This is a genomic window from Streptomyces sp. GD-15H (assembly GCF_045291515.1).
Taxonomy (GTDB): domain Bacteria; phylum Actinomycetota; class Actinomycetes; order Streptomycetales; family Streptomycetaceae; genus Streptomyces.
On record NZ_CP149447.1, the window covers coordinates 45,519 to 60,500 of the forward strand.

Annotated in this window: 13 protein-coding genes and 3 pseudogenes; 7 read left to right on the plus strand and 9 right to left on the minus strand. The window is 69.3% G+C overall.

From position 1 onward, the window contains the following. Window positions 1–6: 6 nt before the first annotated feature. The 6 genes and pseudogenes from WJ438_RS00270 to WJ438_RS00295 all read left to right on the plus strand — a co-directional run bounded on the left by WJ438_RS00270 (window position 7) and on the right by WJ438_RS00295 (window position 6,418). The gene (locus WJ438_RS00270; protein ID WP_406723427.1) at window positions 7–450 is read left to right on the plus strand and encodes a TadE/TadG family type IV pilus assembly protein; all 444 of its coding nucleotides are present in this window, start codon (window positions 7–9) and stop codon (window positions 448–450) included. Then, window positions 450–902 (plus strand): TadE/TadG family type IV pilus assembly protein, encoded by a 453-nt coding sequence (locus WJ438_RS00275; RefSeq protein ID WP_406723428.1) that lies wholly within the window; start codon window positions 450–452, stop codon window positions 900–902. The genes WJ438_RS00270 and WJ438_RS00275 overlap by 1 nt, the downstream gene beginning before the upstream one ends. Continuing rightward, a complete protein-coding gene (locus WJ438_RS00280; RefSeq protein WP_406723429.1) occupies window positions 902–4,372 on the plus strand; it encodes a LysM peptidoglycan-binding domain-containing protein in 3,471 nt (1,156 codons plus the stop codon). Before WJ438_RS00275 ends, WJ438_RS00280 begins: the two co-directional genes overlap by 1 nt. 205 nt (window positions 4,373–4,577) lie before the next feature. Beyond that, window positions 4,578–4,742: pseudogene (locus WJ438_RS00285) on the plus strand (IS5/IS1182 family transposase); the annotation flags it as partial. 187 nt (window positions 4,743–4,929) lie between these two features. After that, window positions 4,930–5,511, plus strand: coding sequence for a TetR family transcriptional regulator C-terminal domain-containing protein (locus WJ438_RS00290; protein ID WP_406723430.1), 582 nt, complete (start codon window positions 4,930–4,932; stop codon window positions 5,509–5,511). A 41-nt stretch (window positions 5,512–5,552) separates the two neighbouring features. Continuing rightward, a pseudogene (locus WJ438_RS00295) lies at window positions 5,553–6,418 on the plus strand (haloalkane dehalogenase). On the opposite strand, the gene WJ438_RS00300 reads toward WJ438_RS00295, so the two are convergent. The 7 genes and pseudogenes from WJ438_RS00300 to WJ438_RS00330 all read right to left on the minus strand — a co-directional run bounded on the left by WJ438_RS00300 (window position 6,333) and on the right by WJ438_RS00330 (window position 11,763). Continuing rightward, entirely contained in the window at window positions 6,333–6,632 is a 300-nt protein-coding gene (locus tag WJ438_RS00300; protein WP_406729545.1) for an IS3 family transposase, read from the minus strand. The pseudogene WJ438_RS00295 and the gene WJ438_RS00300 sit on opposite strands and share 86 nt — an antisense overlap. Beyond that, on the minus strand, window positions 6,542–6,805 hold the full coding sequence (locus WJ438_RS00305; protein WP_406723431.1) for a hypothetical protein: 264 nt from the start codon (window positions 6,803–6,805) through the stop codon (window positions 6,542–6,544). Before WJ438_RS00305 ends, WJ438_RS00300 begins: the two co-directional genes overlap by 91 nt. Continuing rightward, window positions 6,802–7,107: a transposase gene (locus tag WJ438_RS00310; RefSeq protein WP_406723432.1), complete on the minus strand. Its 306-nt coding sequence runs from the start codon at window positions 7,105–7,107 to the stop codon at window positions 6,802–6,804. Before WJ438_RS00310 ends, WJ438_RS00305 begins: the two co-directional genes overlap by 4 nt. A gap of 1,313 nt (window positions 7,108–8,420) precedes the next feature. Then, window positions 8,421–9,108 (minus strand): annotated as a pseudogene (locus WJ438_RS00315) (DUF2637 domain-containing protein); the annotation flags it as partial. A gap of 257 nt (window positions 9,109–9,365) precedes the next feature. Continuing rightward, window positions 9,366–9,563, minus strand: a complete 198-nt coding sequence (locus tag WJ438_RS00320) for a ParA family protein (RefSeq protein WP_406723433.1) — start codon at window positions 9,561–9,563, stop codon at window positions 9,366–9,368. Window positions 9,564–9,682: 119 nt separating this feature from the next. Continuing rightward, entirely contained in the window at window positions 9,683–10,411 is a 729-nt protein-coding gene (locus tag WJ438_RS00325) for a DUF6415 family natural product biosynthesis protein (protein WP_406723434.1), read from the minus strand. 137 nt (window positions 10,412–10,548) lie between these two features. Next, on the minus strand, window positions 10,549–11,763 hold the full coding sequence (locus WJ438_RS00330; RefSeq protein ID WP_406723435.1) for a helix-turn-helix domain-containing protein: 1,215 nt from the start codon (window positions 11,761–11,763) through the stop codon (window positions 10,549–10,551). A 128-nt stretch (window positions 11,764–11,891) separates the two neighbouring features. On the opposite strand from WJ438_RS00330, the gene WJ438_RS00335 reads away from it, so the two are divergent. After that, a complete protein-coding gene (locus WJ438_RS00335; protein WP_406723436.1) occupies window positions 11,892–12,569 on the plus strand; it encodes an HAD family hydrolase in 678 nt (225 codons plus the stop codon). Between the two features lie 508 nt (window positions 12,570–13,077). On the opposite strand, the gene WJ438_RS00340 is transcribed toward WJ438_RS00335, so the two are convergent. Continuing rightward, a complete protein-coding gene (locus tag WJ438_RS00340) occupies window positions 13,078–13,587 on the minus strand; it encodes a hypothetical protein (protein WP_406723437.1) in 510 nt (169 codons plus the stop codon). 293 nt (window positions 13,588–13,880) lie between these two features. Beyond that, window positions 13,881–14,981 (minus strand): UvrD-helicase domain-containing protein, encoded by a 1,101-nt coding sequence (locus tag WJ438_RS00345; protein WP_406723438.1) that lies wholly within the window; start codon window positions 14,979–14,981, stop codon window positions 13,881–13,883. Window position 14,982: the final 1 nt, after the last annotated feature.

Genomic DNA, 14,982 nt, shown 5'->3' on the forward strand with positions numbered 1-14,982 from the left:
TGCAGCATGGCCCGATGGGCTCGCAGGCTTCGCAACGATGAGGGCAGTGCCGCGATCGAGGCTGCCATCATCCTCCCATCTTTGATCATGTTCTTGTGTCTGGCGATCGCTGGCGGACGCCTCGTCACCTCCGGAGCGAAGATCGACTCTGCGGCTGAGGACGCGGCCAGGGAAGCCTCCATTCACCGCACCGCGGCCTCCGCCCAGGGCGCTGCGCAGGCGGCGGCCGCCGACTCCCTGAACGACCAGGGCATCACGTGCGCGTCGACTTCCGTCAGGATCGACACCGGTGGCCTGAGCGTGCCGGTGGGCCAGGTCGGCACGGTCACCGCAACCGTGACCTGCACGGTCAACCTCTCCGACCTCTTGCTGCCCGGCGTTCCCGGGGCCCGGACACTCACCTCAACGGCAACCTCGGTGGTGGACCAGTACCGGCAGCGGAGCGACTGATGATCTTCCGGCACATGAGGCAGAGCCATGCACGGTGGGATGACCGGGGAGGCGTCACCGTGTTCGTCGCCGTATGCGTCATCGCACTGATCGGCATCATCGGCGTCGCCGTCGACGGCGGCAGCAAAATGCGCGCGGTCGAACGAGCCGACTACATCGCCGGCGAGGCAGCCCGGGCCGGCGGGCAGGCCATCGACCCCGCCGAGGCCATCAGCGGCAATGCGATCGTCGTGGATCCGCAGGACGCGCAGGCCGCAGCCCAGGCGTACTTGCGCGCCGCCGGCGCCACCGGCACGGCCAGCGTGTCCGGCGACGGCAAGACCCTCACCGTGAACGTCACCGGCACCTACGACACGAAGTTTTTGTCGGTGGTCGGGATCGGCTCGTTGTCGGTGACCGGCCAGGGCAAGGCCACCCTCCTGCATGGCGTCACCGCTCCCGAAGGAAACTGATGCGCACCACCCACTCCCCCGCCGCAGCGGCCGGACGCACCCTGGCCCGTGTTCTCAAGGCCGTACTGAGCCTGATCGTTCTGGTCGCCGCGGTCGCGGGGCTGCCGTTGCTGCTGGCCTGGGTCACTCCGGTCATCTGGGCTTCCACCCACGACGACCTCACGCACCTACTGGACCGGCAGGACACCGGCGCGGCGTTCTTGCTGCTGCTCGTTACGGTGGGCTGGATCGGGTGGCTGCAGTTCAGTTTCTGTGCGGTACGCGAGCTGATCGCGCAGGTGCGGGGCAGGAGCTGGCACGCCCCGCGAGGGATGGGCGCTTCGCAGCGCGCTGCGGCGCTGCTGATCGGGAGCATCCTGGTGCTGTTGCCCACGAGTTCGGCCCTGGCCTCCGATGCTCAGGCCGCACCGGCTACTACGGCGCCCATCATCCCCGGCCAGACGGTCCAGGCCTCGCAAGGAGCCGATACCGATCACGCCTCGCCGATTTCCACGGCGAGCACACCAGCGTCCGGTACGTCCTACACGGTGCGCGAGACGCGGCCGGCCGAGAGCCTGTGGGGCATCGCCGAGCGGGAGTTGGGCGACGGCGAGCGGTGGCGGGAGATCGCGAGTCTGAACGAGGGCCGCCTCATGCCTGATGGCCAGGTCTTCCGCGCGAACAGCTTCCTGCAGCCCGGCTGGCAGCTTCAGATGCCCGACGCCGCCGCGGCGGGAGGCGTCCGTACGCAGTTGGGGGACGGTCCTGCGGCTTCTGCCAAGGAGGGCGAACACGCCGTCACGGTCCACTCGGGCGACTACCTGTCGAAGATCGCAGAGGAGGAGCTCGGCGACGGCACCAAGTGGCCCGAATTGTTCGAGGCCAGCGAGGGCAAGCCGCAGCCGCACGGCCTGCCCGAGATCACCGATCCGGATGTCATCTACGCAGGGCAGCAGATCACCGTGCCCGGCGCGCAGCCCGACCAGCAGACGCCGCCGCGAGAGGGCGGCGACAGCGATGAGGCGGACCATCAGGAGAGCACTCCCCCGGCTACCCAGTCGCCGGACGGCGAGCAGACGCCGGGCGACGGCACGGGCCATGGGCAGGCGCCCGCGCCAGGCCAGACCACCGCGCCCGCACCAGAGTCGTCGGCTCCCCGTACACCGAGCAGCCGGCCCGCCGAGCAGCCCGGCCAGAAACACTCTCCTTCCGCAACGGCTTCAGCGACGCCGCAGCCCGGCACCGGCGCCTCGTCCTCTTCCGCCTCGCCGTCGGCGTCGGCTGAGCAGTCCGGTGCCGCTGCCTCCTCCCCCACCGCCGAGGCGTCCGAGACGCCGCCGTCGGCTTCGGCCGACGGTCCGCTGGTGCTGCGCACGGTGCTGGGCGCCGGTGCGCTGCTGGCCGCCGCCCTCACCGGCGCTCTCGCCCTGCGAAGGGCGCTGCAGCGCCGCCGCCGCACGCCGGGCGAGAAGATCGCCATCGCGGCGGAGACGTCCCCGGCAGAGGCGACGTTGGCTGCGGCCGCCGAACCGGGCGGCGCCGCCCGCCTGGACACGGTACTGAGGACCATGGCCCACCAGGTGGCCCAGCAGGAGGGCCCTGCGGTCCTGCCAGAGCTGCGGGCCGCACGGATCGGCGCCCGCACAGTGGAGGTGCTGCCCGAGGACCTTGCCCAGGCGCCGCAGGCACCCTTCGCCTCCGGGAAGGGCGGCTGGTGGGTCCTGGACTCCGATGCCGTCGTCCTTAACGAGGAGGCCGCCCGCGAGGTGCCGGCGCCGTATCCGGGGCTGGTCACGGTCGGCGGCACCGAAGCGGGTGACCTTCTGCTGCTCAATCTCGCCCGGGTGCCCGCCGTTCTGCTGGACGGCAATCCGGTGCACATCACCGAGGTGTGCACCTCGCTCGCCCTGGAGCTCGGGATGAGCCCGTGGGCGAGCGAGGTCGAAGTCGTGACGGTCGGGTTCGGCGAGGACCTGCCGCAGCTGCTGCCCACCGCGCGGATCGCCCACATGCGGCAGGCCACACACGCGCTGCGCGATCTGAGCGAGCGGCTGCTGGAGGCCCACCAGATGCCCGAGACCAGTCACCAGCCCTACCTGGTGCTATGCGCATCGTCGCTGGACCCTGACGCGGCCTGGGAATTCGCCGACGTCATCGACAAGGCGGGGACGGTTCCCGTGACCCTGATCGCCCCGGCAAGTACGGCGGCCTCACACTTCCCCGAGGCGGAGATCCTCAACGCCTCGCTCAGCACACCGCAGCAGCTCGACTCCGCCGGCGCAGAGATCACGGTCCAGCGTCTGGAGCACGCCTCGTATCTGCAGATCACCACCGCGCTGAGGGTGTCCGCGCAGCCGGCCCACCCGGCCCAGGGCCCGTGGAAGGACGTCCCAGAAGAGCCCGACAGCGTGGCCCAGACCGAGCAGACCGGGCCCCAGGAGACGGCCCTGCCCGCGGCCCACGCGGACACGAGCCCCTCGGTGGCGCCGGCAGCAGACGTGAGCGGCGCGGTCTTCCCGGCCCTGCTCGCCGCCACCACCGACCCGACCGGACTGCGTCTCCTGCCGACCGCCACACCGGCGCCTCAGGCCGAGGAGGACCACGACCCGGGCACCGATACTCCGGCGCCCCAGGCCACAGAGGAATCGGAGCCCAGGGAAAAGGAAACCGACGCCGCGGATGCCCCTGCGGTGAGCACCACGGCGGAGACGAGGGCGGTTGGCTGCGCGGCTCAAGACCTGCACGCGCCGGAGATCCGGGTTCTGGGCCCGGTTGAGGTGACGGGAGTGGACAGCACCGGCCACGGCCCGCGGATGGCCCAGCTCGCCGCATTGTTGTTCTTCCGGCCCGGGCGGAGCGCGGACGCGGTGTGCTCCGACATGGATCCCGTCAGCCCGTGGGGACTGAGTACCCTCAACGCCCGGATGCAGGGCCTGCGCCGCTGCCTGGGCAGCGATCCGGCCGGCAACCCCTACGTTCCGCGGCGCAAGTCCGGCGAGGACCCCTACCGGCTCTCCCCCAAAGTGCGGTGCGACTGGAGCCGCTTCCTTCAGCTCGCCGAACGTGCTCTGCCGCTGGGCCCGGCCGGCCTGCCCGATCTGGAGAAGGCGCTCACCCTGGTCCGCGGCAAGCCGTTCGGGGGCACACCGCTGCCCTGGGCCGAGCCCCACCAGCAGGAGATGATCACACGGATCATCGACGTGGCGCACACCGTGGCCACCTACCGCACCCCCACCGGCCCGCACCACGATCTCAGCGCGGCCCGCCAGGCCGTCGCGACCGGTCTCGACGTCGACGACACCGCTGAGCTCTTGTACCGGGACTGGATGCGGATCGAGCACGCGGCCGCCAACCGACAGGGGCTGCACACCGCCATCACCCGCGTCCAGCAGGTCAACCGGGCGCTGGACTGCTCACTGGAGACGGAGACCACCCAGCTCATCAACGAGCTCCTCAACGGCTTGGGCGGGTCAGCGCGCAAGGTTCTGTAGCCGCTGGGTGCGCAGCGCGCGCTATCGGCTGGGGGCGACATCGCGGGTCTTCAAAGTTGAGCGGTGCGGTGGCGTCCGCGGGCTCGGCGGGGCGGTGACGCAGTGTGGCCGTAGTCGCTGGCTGTCGGTGTTACGGAAGCCGAACGCGTTGCGGGCGGTGAGCTTGATCACGTGGGTTGATGCCCTTTAGAGCTCGCGCAGTTAGGCGCGGCAGAACGCCTTCCACCGGCCCGCGCGCTGCTACGAACGCCGCATCAACGTCAGCAACGCCTTCTTCGACCTCGCCGACACCGTCATCACCGTGCGTGGCCTCATCCGCCGCGCCTGGAGCACCCACCGCCGGGACAACCGACCCGCCCGCCGCCCATGACCGCGCGCCGGCACGTCCTGCTCGCCCGCCCAGGCCAGGCGCCCCTGGGCATGTCCGGTCCGGGGGTGATCCGACCGTCCTCACTGCGGGTGTGCTCGGCGAAATGCCGGGCCGCGAACCCTCCGTCCAGGAGTTCGCCCACGCTCGATGAATTGACCGAACCAATACGGTCGTCCATATTGGAGGGATGGCGAGAGCATCGAACAAGGAGCAGATCCTGCGCGAAGGACTCGAAGTCGTGCGCCGCCGCGGGTTCCATGCGGCGGGGGTCCGCGACATCACCAGCGCGGCGGGAGTGCCCCAGGGGTTGTTCACCAACCACTTCCCCTCAAAGGAGGCGTTCGGGCTGGAGATCCTCGACCGCTACTTCACGGAAGTCGGCACCATCGTCGACGCGACCCTCCACGACAGCGAACTACCGCCGCTGCAGCGACTGTCGGCGTACTTCGACGCCGTCACCGACAGCCTGGAGGCACGAGGCTGGCGCGACGGGTGCCTGATCGGCAACCTCAGCCTGGAGTCCGCCGAAGAGAGCGAACCACTGCGCGAGCGCCTCGCCGACATCTTCCGCGCCTGGCGGCAGCCGTTCGCCGACTGCCTCGAGGAGGCCGCCGCGGCCGGGCAGGTCCGCCTCGCACTGCCCGCACCCGAGCTCGCCGACTACCTGCTCGCCTCCTGGCACGGCGCGGTCCTGCGCATGAAGATCGAACGCAGCGCGGAACCCCTGGAACGGTTCAAACGAATCGTGTTCTCGACCGTTCTGCGCTGATTCCGCGCCCTTCCCCACCCGCACCACGAAAGGGTTTCCCGATGAGCCATGCCCCCGTCTCCGCCACCGACCCGCACCCGCGCCAGCGCGTCCCGGTGCTCGGCACCGAGATCAGCTACGTCGACACCGGCGCGGGCGACCCGATCGTCTTCCTGCACGGCAACCCCACCTCGTCGTACCTGTGGCGCAACGTCATCCCGCACGTCTCCGACATCGGCCGCTGCCTCGCCCCCAACCTGGTGGGCATGGGCGCCTCCGGCCGGCCCCCGACGGCGGATACCGCTTCACCGACCACGTCCGCTACCTCGACGCCTGGTTCAACGCCCTGGGCCTGGACCGCGAGGTGACCCTGGTGGTCCACGACTGGGGCGGCGACCTCGGGCACCACTGGGCCCAGCGGCATCCCGACCGGGTCAAGGCGATCGCCTACATGGAGACGCACGTCCAGCCGATGACCCTGAGCGACTTCCCCGAGGTGTTCGGCGCCATCCGCTCCCCGGAGGGCGAGAAGATCGTCCTGGAGGGGAACCTCTTCGTCGAGAAGGTCCTGCCCATGAGCGTGCTGCGGACCCTCACCGACGAGGAGATGGACACCTACCGGGCCCCGTACCCGACCCCCGAGTCCCGGATGCCGACCCTGGTGTGGCCCCGCGAACTGCCCCTCGACGGCAGCCCGGCGGACGTGGTGGAGATCGTGGAGTCCTTCGGCGCCTGGCTCGCCCAGAGCCCGGTGCCGAAGCTGCTGGTGGTCGGCGACCCCGGCGTCGTGCTGCGGGGCAGCGCCCTGGAGTTCGCCCGCGGCTGGCCGAACCAGCGCGAGGTCACCGTGCGCGGCAGCCACTTCCTCCAGGAGGACTCGCCCCACGAGATCGGCACCGCCCTGCGCGCCTTCCTCCTCGACCTCTGAGCTTGTTGTCAAGCAGCTCGCGCAGACAGGTGTGGGTGCCCCCGACAGCGAAGCAGGCACAGTCGGGGGTCGTGGTGCGGTGTCGTCGTCTGCGGTGCCGGCCGGCGAGCCCGGCGGCCCGCATCAGCCGGGCGATGCGTCTGCGGCCGCAGGCCGTCCCCTCACGCTGCAGGACGGCGTGGATGCGTGGGGCCCGTAGGTGCCTCGGGACCAGGCGTGGACGGCGGTGATCTGCTCGGTCAGCTCCGCGTCCTGCACGGCCCGGGGGCCGACGGCGCCGGTGCGGCGGGCATGGAAGGCGGCACGGGAGACCTTCAGCAGGTCACAGGCGCGTGTGACGCTGTGGCCGGCCTGCTTCTCCGCCTCGATGAACGGGTGCACGTTCACCGGGTCTCCGTCGCGAAGAAAGCCGCCCGCTTGAGGATCTCCACGTCCTCGCGCAGGCGGCGGTTCTCCCGTCGCAGTTGGGCCAGTTCCTCGCGTTCGCTGCTGGTCAGGCCGTCGCGCTCGCCGGCGTCGACCTCGGCCTGCCTGACCCAGTCGCGCACCGCGGTCTCGGTCAGGTCGAAGTCCTTGGCGACCTGGCCGACCGAGCGGTCACCGCGTCGGCACAGCTCGACGATCTCGGCCTTGAACTCCGGCGTGAACGAGCGGCGAGGACGCGGCTTCTTCTTCCCCATGCTCTCCATGGTGGACATCCTTCCGGGGGCTCAGCCCCCTGATCTCGGATGTCCGTCAAAGCGGATCAAGCCCATTTTTGCCGATTGCGCAGACTGGTGGGCCTGATGGGACGCCCGATGCGCAGCCAGTGCGCGGTCGCGGGCTTACTGCTGCGCTTCGGCGTGGTGGAGGGTGAGGGCCTGCCAGCGCCGCTCGAATTCGTCGGCGTTCTCGGTGATGTAGTCGGTAGTCACGGGCTTGTTGTACTGGGCGGTGATTCCCCGGGCTGCGCATTGCTGCGCAACAGTGTCCGCCGCGGGTTCCTCGCTTCGCATCCGGTACTCGACCCAAACGTTGTAGACCCGGGAGGGCAGGAAGTAGCGGCGCAGGGTTGACGGGCTGACCGGCCTTCCGCCGCGGCCGTGCATGCCCTTCTCGGCAAGGTAGGCGGACAGTTGCTCGGCTGTCGGTTCGTCACCGTGCTCGGTCTGGTACTCCATCCACGCCAGGTGGTAGCGGTCGACCGTGGTGAGGACAATGCGCTCCGCCGTTGCGGCTTCCGGTCCTGGCGGCGGGTCGTCGATGGCGGCGTTCACACGGGCGCTGCGCTTCTCCTTGGCGGCCTGCGCAGCCGCAGCGGCAGACGTCGTCTCGGGTTCCTCCTGTGCGAGAGGCTCGTCTGCGGCCTGTTCGGCGGGATCGGTCGCTGGCTCTTCGGCTGCTGGCCCGCTGCTGCTGGACTGGCGCTCCCGGAAGCTCTTGACGAAGTCGGCCAGGTCGTCGCCGGTAATGGGCCGGCCGCCGTCGCCGGTGATGGTGTCCCGCTCGTAGACGAATGCCGCGAGGGTAGCGGCATCAGGGTAGGTGCCGCGCTCCTGCGCGTAGGTGAGCCAGGCACTGTAAAAGTAGTCGTACCACTGGTCGGTCGGTTCGCCAGTCGGCTCCGCTTCGCCGGAGGCGGCTGACTCCCCAGTGTGCGCCGCGTAGCGCTCCTGGAGGACCTGGAGGAGGGGCTGCAACTGGTGCTCGGAGAGCGGGTTTCCTGCCGCCGTGGTGATGCCGTACGCGTCGCGGAGCCAGAGGGCCCATTGCGTGGCGGTCGGCTCGACCTGGAACTGCGCGAGGAACGCCTGGTAGGCCCCCGCGAACCGGTCGGCGTCATCCTCGGCGAAGTCCTCCAGTTCACGGGGCCGCTCGGCCACTGCGGCCGGAGCCTGCTCCGGCCCCGCCTCCGTGATCGCTAGTTCCGCTGTCTCCGGCTCATGGTCTGGTGTGGCCCTGAGCGCGGAGTCTTCGGGCTGGGCGGCGGGAGCGTGGACCCGCTCGACGGTGAAGATGATCGGCGGTTCGTCGATGCCGGCGGCAGCGAGACCGGCAGGCGCGGTTTCCGCGAGTGGTACGCCGTAACGGGCAAGCCGCAGAGGCATCAGTGCTTCGACGGGGGCCTTGCGCCGCCATCCGCGGCCGAAGCGGGAGCGGAGGCTGGCCTGGTAGACAAGCCGCTCCTGCTCCAGCTTGATGACCTGCTCGTAGGAACGCAGCTCCCACAGCTTCATGCGGCGCCACAGCAGGAACGTGGGCCCAGGCGAGAGGATCCAGCGGGTGAGACGGACGCCCTCCATGTGCTTGTCGGCCGTGATGTCCGCGATCCGGCCGAGCGCGTGCCGGGCCGCCTCGACCGCGACGACGAACAGGATCGGGATCACCGAGTGCATGCCCACGCCCAGCGGATCCGGCCAGGCTGCCGCGCCGTTGAAGGCGACCGTGGCCGCCGTGAGCAGCCAGGCCGTCTGGCGCAGGAGGGGGAACGGGATACGGATCCAGGTGAGGAGCAGGTCAAGGGCGAGCAAGACGCAGATGCCGGCGTCGATACCGATGGGGAACACGTAGGAGAAGTTCCCGAAGCCCTTCTGGAGGGCGAGTTCCCGGACGGCCGCGTACGATCCCGCGAACCCGATGCCGGCGATGATGACGGCACCGGTCACGACTACGCCTACGAGGACCCGATGCGCTCGGGTCAGCTGGGGTATCTCGCCCTTCCCCGCAGCCACGTCCCACTCCCCTATCCGAGCCTCACAACTAAGCAGCTCTCACACTCCCACGACGTGCGAGGCGTTGCGATGTTCCGGGGACGGCTTATTGCAGATCGTCTGCGAATAGTGATCGCTTGTGCACTTCGTCCGCGGTCGGTGTGCGGCTGCGGGCTCGCTCTCTTTACGTCGTAGAGGGCCCTCGGAGGCAGGGAGCTCCGAGGGCCAGTCTGGGGCATCTTTACGACGCAAAGCACTCATCGGTACAGCTTCATCTGCCGACCGATCTTCGTGTATGCCTTGGCGGCTGAGGCGGTCGGGCTGTATAGGGTTACGGGCTGGCCAGCCGTGTAGGCCTCTGGAACCTTCACGTCGTCGCGGACGGTCTCCAGGACGATGTCGCCGTAGGCTTCGCGGAGTTGCTTCTCCATGTCCAGCTTCTTGGATTCGAGCACGACCCACAGATTTCGGTTGGGTTCCGGCTTGGAGCCAGCGCGGCTGCGGCCGGAGGAACCATGCAGGTACGGGTGCACATCCGCCGCTGAGGCCTGCGGCGCGTGGTTCAGCGGCACCGTCACTGCTGGACCACGCCGACTTCGGGGGCGGACCGCTCCTGCGCCACCGTGGGCGTGGGGGTTTCCGCATGGCGGCACAGGGCCTCCACCGAGCGTGCCAAGGCCTGTGCGTGCTTGATCTCGCTGATGAAGGTGAGGTCGGGGACCGCGTCCAGGCGCCTTCGGGCTTCGCCTACGGTCGCCTGAGCGACCAGGCGTGGCTCTGCGGTGTGGGCGAGAGACCGCATCCGGTCTTCGGCGTGGGGGACCAGAACCATGAGGTAACCGCGTAACCGCTGGACGAGCTGTAGCAGGACCGTGCTTTCCGGGAGTTCGGCATCGTCACCGATGAGTTGTGCGGCGTCGGCGCGCATCGCGGCGGTGTCGATCCGAATAGGAGGGTGGGTGTCGGGGCGGTGGAGGGCCATCTCCAGCGCACGGCGGAGCGTGGCGATCGGAGTCAGGCCGCACGAGGGCGACAGCAGCCAGTAGGGGCCGGGAGGAGCTTCGCGGTGACCCGGCGGGAGCACCACGTGCGTGGTGCATTCGGTGCTGTTCAGGGCCGTGGTGTCGGGGACGTTCCAGTTGGCGAGAGTGCCCGCGGGGACGAAGAAGTACAGCATCGGCTCCGGCGAATGGGGATCGACGGCGACGGCGCCCGGTTGCTCGATGTGCTCGATCGCCTGGAGGCCGAGGAACCGGCGCATCTTGACGACGTCCCACCTCACGCCGGTTTGCACGAGCCGCATGCCGGCCGCAGTCTCAACTCGGTCGTTGAACACGGTGAGTCCTTTGTCGTCGCGGTGCTGTTCCGCAACCGTAGACCCGCTGCGGACCGTCAACCCGAACTGTGAGTTCGGGCGAACCAGCAGTTCGGGTCCGGTGGTCAGCCAAGTTCCAGCCGTTCGATGAGGCCGGAGACCTGCCGGCGGAAGACGGGCCTGATCCGCTGCTGCAGTTGGAGGATCATGTCGCGGGCGAACGGGCTGCGTACCAGGTCTTCCGGGGCGAGGTCTTCCAGATCGAGCAGGTGCACCAGGACGGCAGCGTCGTCGCGGCGCAGGGCGTGGCAGCTGGCGAGTTCCAACTGGTGCGTGAACTGCCGCTCTCGGCTGGGAAGTTGCCCGATGTTGACCTGATCGGCCAGGCGCAGCCCTTCGGCAGCGTCACCGGCGAGCATCTCGACGCTGATAGCGTGCAGGGCGACGTTGGCCGGGCCGAACACCGTCCAGGCGACGTTGCCCTCACCGACCCGCTTGGCCAGCGGGTCGGCGCGCTCGGCCAGGCGCCGGCGGGCGTCCGCCCAGCGGCGCCGCCGCGCGTCGGAGACGACCGCCACCAGTTCCAGCGCTCCTTCCACAGCTGCCGCCTCTCGCGACGCGGGGGCCTCTCGACGTAACTGGCCGGCCGCCTGGAGCGCGATGTCCTTGGCCTCCTCCACCGCGCCCGGGTCGGTGTGGGAGAGCAGCACATGGCCCATGTTCCAGGTGCCGACGGCGATGCGGATGGGATCGTCGGCGTCCTCTGCGGCCCGGATGGCGCGGTCGGCGACCATGAGTGACAGGTCAAGGCGTCCCGTTCTGCGGCAGTACGAGCGCAGCAACCCGTACAGGCCGGCGGCCACCCGCAGGATCTCGCGCCGTGGGGCGGGGTTGCCCCCGCTGCGGTGGGCGCGTACGGCGTGCTCGACGTCCGTGATCAGCGCGGGCAGGACGTCGGCGATCTCGGTGAAGCGGTTCTTGGAGGACTGCCAGGTCCGCCACGCGCTTTCCACCCGTTCACGCAGCTGGGCCGGACCGAGGACGGTGGCGCTTGCGGGTGTCGCGTAGCCCATGAGCGCGCGGGCGATGGCGGGTGCGGTGCTCACCGGCGTTGCCGGTTCGTCGACCGGCGCCTCGGTGAACAGGGCGGCGACCGGCACGCCGAGCTCGGTGGCCAGCCGGGCCAGCACGTCGGCCGACGGCACCTTGCTGCCGGCCTTGATCATCTCCAGGTAGCGCTCGGTGATGCCGCACAGCCCGGCGACCGCGGTGATAGTCCGGCCATCCCGGCGCCGGTAGTACCGCACGTTGCGGCCGATCGGCAGTTGCGAAGCCGGCACCGTCGCCCCCCTTCTCCGCGCGGTCCTCGTACCGTCAGCGTAGAACCGAAAGCACGAGTGCGTGCACGCTCCGCACACGTTCGTGTGACCGTTGTGACCCTGTAGCAGTGGGAAGTTGGGGAGGGCACATGGCGAGGCTGGTCCTGTGGGACATCGACCACACGCTGATCGACACCCGCGGCGTGGGACGCGAACTGTCCGCCGCCGCCTTCGAGCAGACGCTCGGTCAGCCCATGCAGCAGCAGGCCAGGATCGACGGCATCACGGAGCCGGTCATTTTCCGCGAGACCGCCAAACTCCACGGGCTGACCACGGACCGAGCCGACTTTGAGCGCTTCGCCCACGCGCTGACCGACGGGCATCTACACCGAGCTGCCGACCTGCGGGAACGCGGTCATGCCCTGCCCGGCGCGGCCACGGCTCTGGACGCCCTGGACGCCGTCGGTGTGCGGCAGACTGCGGTAACGGGCAACATCCGGCCCGTTGCCGAGATCAAGCTCTCCGTCTTCGGCCTCGACCGGCACATCGTGTGGGACATCGGCGCCTACGGCGAGGACCACGATGTACGCGCCGAACTGGTCCGCCTCAGCTTGCAGCGCGCCAGTACGGCGGCCGCGGCCGCCGTACTGATCGGCGACACCCCAGCCGACGTCGAAGGCGCGCACACCAACGGTGTTCGGGTGATTGCAGTCGCCTCGGGACGCAGCGACGAGACGGCGCTCCGGGACGCTGGTGCGGAGACTGTGCTCTCCGACCTTCACGACACCGAACTCCTCGTCAAACTCATACGCGGCGACGATCAATGAGGCTGCCCGCCAGCCCGCTGTCACATACGCCAGCGACACCATCGACACTTTCGTGTACCTCAGGGGCCCACAGCAGAAGAAGGCCGGCACATGCCAGGACCGAATCAGTCCTCAATCAGCCCGGCCCTGCAGGCCACTCCGGCCGGACCGCGTGAAATCGTGCGGGTGTGCGCTGACAGGACCCCCAGCATGCCTCACACCTTCGGAGCCCCCGCCCCGGATCACTGCCGCAGACCCCGCCTGACCAGCCGCAACGCGACCGCGTGGGCACACGCCTCCGCGGCTGTGTTCTCGCCGTTTCTGCAGTTCAATCCCCACTTTCGACGCATCTGGATGCCTACCAACTGCGGAACTCAGGTATCTGACGGCCCACGGTGTGCGGCTGCCCGCCCGCCACCGCGACCTCACGGAGGGTGACCTCGGAGTCGGACTCTTCCAGCAGCCATTGAGTCGCGGCCCACCTGAAGGCCCGGCCGGGAGACACTCGGTGGTGTGGCATCGCCCGGCCTCACATGTGGGAGGCCACGCTACGGATCAGCCACCCCCGGGCCTTGAGTGCGTCGAGATGGGGCTCGACGCGTGCGCGATGCGCGGCGAGGGCTAGCAGATGCGTGGGGCGGGTGATCCCCACGAACAGCAGCTGAGCCGCCTTGCGCAGGGTGGGTGTGGCTTCGGCAACGTCTTTCGACGTCGCCACGAGCGCCAGTGTCTCGTGTACGTCGTACTTGCGGCCCCGGCTGTCGAGGCACTCGAGTATGAGGGTGGCCGCGTGGGTTTCGCCTTTGGCCCGCTGAATGGACGTGGCCACCGACATTATCGTGGCTGCATCATTCGCGACTGGGGCAACCGGCGTGACGGGCTGGGGAACGTGGCACAGGGCCTCGTTGAGGCGGTGCGGGGCCGGCAGCGGAGCGTCTGCAAGTTGCGGTAGCACTTCTCGCAGGCGGTGTGTCAGGGCATTCCACTCCGTCGAGTCGTCGAGATCGGCGGTGAGCAGGTCGTGTAGGAGCATGCGCATGCGCAGACCGGCCGATGCGGCGCTGCGCTCGATGCGCTGGATCGGGGGCAGGGCGCTGCCGGATCCCTGCCGGAGGGCTCTGCGTATAGCGTCCCAGGTCTGGACGGTTGCGGTGCGCCGATCGCCGGTAGTCAGGTGGGTGCGGGCTGCGCGGAGGGTGGTGATCAGTTCGGGGGCGGTCTGTGCGGTCGACTGGGCGCTGAAGGTGGGCAGGTAGCAGGAAAGCGACTGGGGGAAGGCTTTGGCCGTTCCTGGGGTGAGCCGTGATGCCAGGACCCGTGGTGGTGTTGTGGCTAGCAGGTGGTCGGGGACGGTTTCGCGGGCAAGGCGTTCGAAGGCGGGGATGACGCCGGGGATGCAGTCGTCGTCGAAGAGCAGGAGCGCGACGGTTCCCTGGGGCCGGCGCCGTCGATGGTCTGGCGGCGCTGGACGGTGAGCAGGCTGGCCAGGTCGGCGATCTGGGTGCCGAAACGGCGGCTGACGGGCAGCTGGGCTGCGGACGGTAGGGGGAAGGTCGAGGCCCGCGGAGGGGCTGAGGTGCGGTCGGTGAAGATGCCTTGGTTGACGTCGCCGACTCGCTGCACAACGGTGCCAGGTCCGCCGAAGATCTGGTCCAGGAGGTGCTGTTGGAGGTCGCTGGTGTCCTGCATTTCGTCGAGCAGGACGAACGGGAAGCGGTGGGCGGTGGCCTTGGCGATGTCGGGGTGGTGCACAAGGTGGTGTTCGGCGATCGCGAACATGTCGCTGTAGCGGAACAGGCCTTGGTCGGCGAGGTCGTTTTTGAGGCGGATCAGTTGCTGACCGCTGGGGCTGGTGCTCTTGAAGGGCAGGGTCCCGGTTGGTCCGGTGACGGTGAGTTTGCCGGCGTCGTAGACGTAGTGGGCGCCGGCGACGAGGTCGCGTCCGTCATGGCGGCGTTCAGTGTATGCCTTCAGCGTGAAGAAGCCGCGGTGGTTGTCTAGCAGACGCAAGGCTGCATGTTCGTAGGCGGTGTCGTCGATGGCCTGGATGTCGATGTCGCGGGAACGCAGGGCGGGCAGCGCGAGGAAGGTGTTGGTGAAGGACTGGATAGTTCCGATGAAGTGCGGGAATCTCAGCAGGCGGCGTCCGGCCGGGGAGTCGGAGAGGCGGTGGGTGATCTCGTCCTTGGCCGTGTTGGTGTGGGACAGGACGCAGATACCTCGGGTCGCTGAAGACCACCCTTGTGCGAGGAGGGTGAGTTTGAGGCCGATGAGGCTGGTCTTGCCCGAGCCGGGGGCAGCTTGCAGATCGAGCGACTCGGCGCTCTGCAGGAAGTCCCATTGCTGCGGGTGGGTGAGTTCAAGGCCGTGCTGTGCGGCCAGGGCCTCGGCCTTGTCCTTGGCGAAGGTGTCAGGGGCGAAGGGAAGAGTCATG

Bases quoted from the DNA above. Each gene is read 5' to 3' on its own strand.
- WJ438_RS00290 (WP_406723430.1), top strand. From the start codon at position 4,930: ATGGCGAGAGCATCGAACAAGGAGCAGATCCTGCGCGAAGGACTCGAA.
- WJ438_RS00280 (WP_406723429.1), top strand. From the start codon at position 902: ATGCGCACCACCCACTCCCCCGCCGCAGCGGCCGGACGCACCCTGGCC.
- WJ438_RS00340 (WP_406723437.1), bottom strand. From the start codon at position 13,587: ATGCGCATGCTCCTACACGACCTGCTCACCGCCGATCTCGACGACTCG.
- WJ438_RS00275 (WP_406723428.1), top strand. From the start codon at position 450: ATGATCTTCCGGCACATGAGGCAGAGCCATGCACGGTGGGATGACCGG.
- WJ438_RS00335 (WP_406723436.1), top strand. From the start codon at position 11,892: ATGGCGAGGCTGGTCCTGTGGGACATCGACCACACGCTGATCGACACC.
- WJ438_RS00310 (WP_406723432.1), bottom strand. From the start codon at position 7,107: ATGGAGAGCATGGGGAAGAAGAAGCCGCGTCCTCGCCGCTCGTTCACG.
- WJ438_RS00325 (WP_406723434.1), bottom strand. From the start codon at position 10,411: ATGCGGCTCGTGCAAACCGGCGTGAGGTGGGACGTCGTCAAGATGCGC.
- WJ438_RS00345 (WP_406723438.1), bottom strand. From the start codon at position 14,981: ATGACTCTTCCCTTCGCCCCTGACACCTTCGCCAAGGACAAGGCCGAG.
- WJ438_RS00270 (WP_406723427.1), top strand. From the start codon at position 7: ATGGCCCGATGGGCTCGCAGGCTTCGCAACGATGAGGGCAGTGCCGCG.